General features: G+C 70.3%; 4 protein-coding genes and 1 pseudogene. 4 read left to right on the plus strand and 1 reads right to left on the minus strand.

The window, feature by feature from the left end; translation table 11 throughout:
* Positions 1 to 1,171 (plus strand): annotated as a pseudogene (locus ACWCXX_RS40920) (IS701 family transposase); the annotation flags it as partial.
* A gap of 265 nt (positions 1,172 to 1,436) precedes the next feature.
* Here the strand turns inward: ACWCXX_RS40920 and ACWCXX_RS40925 are convergent.
* Positions 1,437 to 1,718, minus strand: coding sequence for a hypothetical protein (locus ACWCXX_RS40925; protein ID WP_451136347.1), 282 nt, complete (start codon positions 1,716 to 1,718; stop codon positions 1,437 to 1,439).
* 64 nt (positions 1,719 to 1,782) lie between these two features.
* Here ACWCXX_RS40925 and ACWCXX_RS40930 point away from each other — a divergent pair, with 64 nt between their 5' ends.
* From ACWCXX_RS40930 to ACWCXX_RS40940, 3 genes are all read left to right on the plus strand, one after another.
* Positions 1,783 to 1,998 (plus strand): hypothetical protein, encoded by a 216-nt coding sequence (locus tag ACWCXX_RS40930; protein ID WP_451136349.1) that lies wholly within the window; start codon positions 1,783 to 1,785, stop codon positions 1,996 to 1,998.
* A 628-nt stretch (positions 1,999 to 2,626) separates the two neighbouring features.
* Entirely contained in the window at positions 2,627 to 2,755 is a 129-nt protein-coding gene (locus ACWCXX_RS40935) for a hypothetical protein (protein ID WP_451136351.1), read from the plus strand.
* A gap of 93 nt (positions 2,756 to 2,848) precedes the next feature.
* Positions 2,849 to 3,499, plus strand: coding sequence for an MBL fold metallo-hydrolase (locus ACWCXX_RS40940; protein ID WP_451136353.1), 651 nt, complete (start codon positions 2,849 to 2,851; stop codon positions 3,497 to 3,499).
* Positions 3,500 to 3,588 lie beyond the last annotated feature (89 nt).

Raw genomic sequence — 3,588 nt, forward strand, 5'->3', positions numbered from 1 at the left:
GTTGAGCCGCGACGCCGGATGCGGGACTACGTCCGTGGTCCGCTCGGCCCGGTGGGCCGCAAGAGCTCCTGGCAACTGGCCGAGTTCGCCGGGCACTCCACGCCGGACGGACTGCGGCACCTCCTGGCGAAAAGCAGGGGGAGGCCGACGAGATCCGTGATGACCTGCAGGGTTACGTCGCCGAGCACCTCGGCGCCGGCGACGGTGTCCTGATCATCGACGCCACCGGCTTCGTCAAGAAGGGTGTCGCTTCGGCCGGGTGCCACGGCAGTACTCCGGCACCGCCGGCCGCACCGAGAACTGCCAGATCGGTGTCTTCGCCGCCTACGCCACCACCCTGGGCCACGCCTTGGCCGACCGCGAGCTCTACCTGCCCAGGTCCCGGACCGGCGGCGCAGAACGCTGCCGCGCTGCCAGGATCCCCAGCGAGCGTGGCTTCGCGACGAAGAACGGCCCGGCCCGCCCCATGGTCCTGCGAGCACTCGCCTCCCCGCTGCCCGTCGCCCGGGTCACCGCGGATGCCGCCTACGGGCAGGACTCCCGCTTCCGCCGGTTCCTGGAAGACGTCGGCCCGTCCTACGTCATGGCCGTGCCGAAGTCCCAGCAGGCCCACGGCCCCCGCATCGGCCATCTCATCGGCCATCTCATCGGCCATCTCATCGGCCAGGCTCCTCCCGAAGCATGGCAGCGGCTCTCCTGCGGCGACGGCGCCAAGGGGCCCCGAATCTACGACCGGGCCGCAGCCCGGCTGCCGGCCGTCTGGGAATCCGACGGTGACGAGCCCACCCACCAGCGATGGATGCTCGCCCGCCGCAGCATCACCAAGCCGGACGAGCCGGCCTACTTCCTGGCCTCGGCACCCCTGCAGGCAGCCCTCGCCGGCCTGGTGCGGATCGCCGGCTGCCGCTGGAAGACCGAGGAGTGCTTCCAGAGCGCGAAGAACGAGTGCGGCCCGGACCAGTACGAAGTCCGCCGCTACACCGGCTGGCACCGGCACATCACTCTCGCCATGCTCGCCCACGCGTTCCTGGCCGTCACCGCCGCCCGCGCGAGGGAAAAAGGGGAACCGAGCGGGACACTCCCGACCTCGTGGACCCCGCACCAGCCGAGATCCGCCCTCTGCCGGCAGCTGCCCACCGACATCCTGCGGCACCGGGCGACCACTCGATGAACTGGTCACGATGGCGCCGTCGGCACCAGGCCAGAGCCCGCCGATGTCACTACACACGGCGCGGCCACTCCTTCGCGGGACGGGCCCGGCAAACCCGCCCCGCTTCCAGCACCACCCCGCTGCACTCCCCAAACCCAAACCGTTGACCAGGCAGAACATCAAAGTCCGGCTGGAGTACTAAGACCGTTCTCGCTGCTGGCGGTCTGTTGGGACAGCGGGCCGTGGCGCTGATCGTCGCGGCCCGCTGTCCCTTGTGAGACTCTGTTCAGAGCAGGTCGCGCTCCATCATGTCCTCCGCCTCCTCCCAGGTGATGAAAGAACACGATCCGGTGCTCATGTCGACTGCCACTGGAAGATTTCCGCCGAGCTGCATGTCGTCACGGCCGTGATCGAGGTAGTCGACATGGTCGTAGGGAGCGATGAGCCGCCCTCGGTCTGTGAAGCAGTACTCAGGGATGATCCTCACATTGGAGGACGGTCCCCATGTCCTGCTCTGTTCCGCGAGGAACTCTGCGGCCCTGCGCTCGGCTTCTTCCCTGTCGAGCATGTCAGTTGGTCCTCATGAGGTAGTAGTCACGGTACGTCGATTTCGCCGGATTGGCCTTGGCCTGGTGGTGCCAGTACGCGACGGCCGGGGCGGGTGCGCCGGTGTCGCGGTGCAGCCAGGCGGCCAGTTCTGCGACCTGGGCGCCGAGGACCAGCAGTTCGCGCCGCAGGCTGGGGGCGGCGGAGTTGACCGCTGCGAGGATGCCCAGCAGGGTGGGCAGCGTCTCGTGCGAGCCGTCCGGCCCGTCGGCGCGGGCGGCGTCGTCCAGCGCGGTCCGTAGATGGCGAGGAGTTCGCCCTCGTCGTAGTGCCGGGCGTTGTGGGCGGCGGCGGTGAGGTGGTCCAGGGCCGCGAGGCCGAGCAGCGGGGCGGCGCCCACCAGGCCGAGGAACGCCCGTCGGCGCACGTGCTCCTCCGGTTGTCGTCCGCTTTCGCCCCGGGCCCGTCCGGAGGGCCGGGCGGGCCGCTGGAAGCCGGGGTCCTCAAGCAGGCAGCCGAACATCGCCTCCAGGACGCGCCGCGCGTCGCGTTTTGGGCCAGGTCGACTCGCCCGACTCCCACCGTCTCACCTGCCGCGCCGAGATCCTGGCCCGCTCCCCCAGCTCATGGGCCTTGTCCTCGTACGCGGCGGTGAAGTCCTCCTGGGTGTGCCAGCCGCGCTCGACGCGGGGGGGCGACGATGCGCCAGTCGGCAACAACGCGTTCGGACACGGGCCTCCCGGAATCCAGGACCACCAGGGTAGCCATCGTGGCCACCGTCAGCGAGAGGCCGGTGCCTGCCCGTCACGGTGTCCGGTGAAGCGTCCGGTGATCCGGCCTCGACCCCGGCTTCGGACGGCGGTGAATTGTGAACACCGGCCCGGTCGGCCCGGCCGGTTTCCTAACACCCCCTCTGCACAGGGAGGCGTCATGAAGACCATCGCGAAGGCCCCGGCTGTCACGCTCGACCCGAAGAAGGTCGCCGCGGTCCAGGCGAAGGTCGCCCGGCTCGTCAGCACCGGCGCGCTGGCCGCCGCCCCGCACACCTACCACCACTGAGTGATCTCCCCGGGAGGGGGACGGCCGGGACCGCCCCGCCCCCAGGCCCTCCGGTCCCCGGTCCCGGTCCCGAGCATCGAGGGGGCAATTTTTGTGGACACCCGCCTGGAGCTGACGTTCCTGGACCACCAGACCTGGCTGGGCCAGGGCGGCGGCCACCGCGTCCTGATCGACCCCGTCCTCGAGCCCGCGTTCGGCCTGCCCGGCCGGGCCGAGTGCCGGGTGTGGCCGCCGCGCCGGATCGACGTCGGCCTGATGCCCCGCCCGGACGCCATCGTGCTCACCCACGAACACCTCGACCACTTCCACCTGTCCTCCCTGGACCTGCTGGACCGCCAAGTGCCCGTCTACACCGGGTCGCTGCTGCCCGCCCCGGTCGGAGAAGCGATCACCCGGCTCAAATTCACCGTCCATCGGACCGACCACACCCCACCGATCGAACTGGGCGACCTGCACCTCACCCTCTACCCGGTCGGCGCCCGGATCCTGTTCTGGGAGGACCGCCTCGTCCAACCCTGCCTGCGGGCCGGCGACGGACCTGCGGTGTTCATCGCGGTGGACGCCGCCCCCTCCGACCTGTACCTGCAGCAGGTCGCCGAGGGTGCCCAGCCCGTGCCGCGGATGACCATGGTTTCCAACAACTCCCAGATCGTGCCGCCGGGCATGCCCGCCTCCTCGGTCAACCTGCTGCCCGGCATGGACGGCACCCGCCACAAGACCGGCCTGGGCGTCCTCAACTACTGAGGTTTTCGGGTTGTCGTCGGTGGTGACGGTTGGTGATCCCTGCGGTATGCCGGTGAGGTGAGGTATCCGGAGGGTGGGGGCCTGACGGC

Source organism: Streptomyces sp. NPDC001732, from assembly GCF_053596315.1.

Coding starts and splice junctions, on each gene's coding strand:
- ACWCXX_RS40925 (WP_451136347.1), bottom strand. CDS start 1,718: ATGCTCGACAGGGAAGAAGCCGAGCGCAGGGCCGCAGAGTTCCTCGCG.
- ACWCXX_RS40935 (WP_451136351.1), top strand. CDS start 2,627: ATGAAGACCATCGCGAAGGCCCCGGCTGTCACGCTCGACCCGAAGAAG.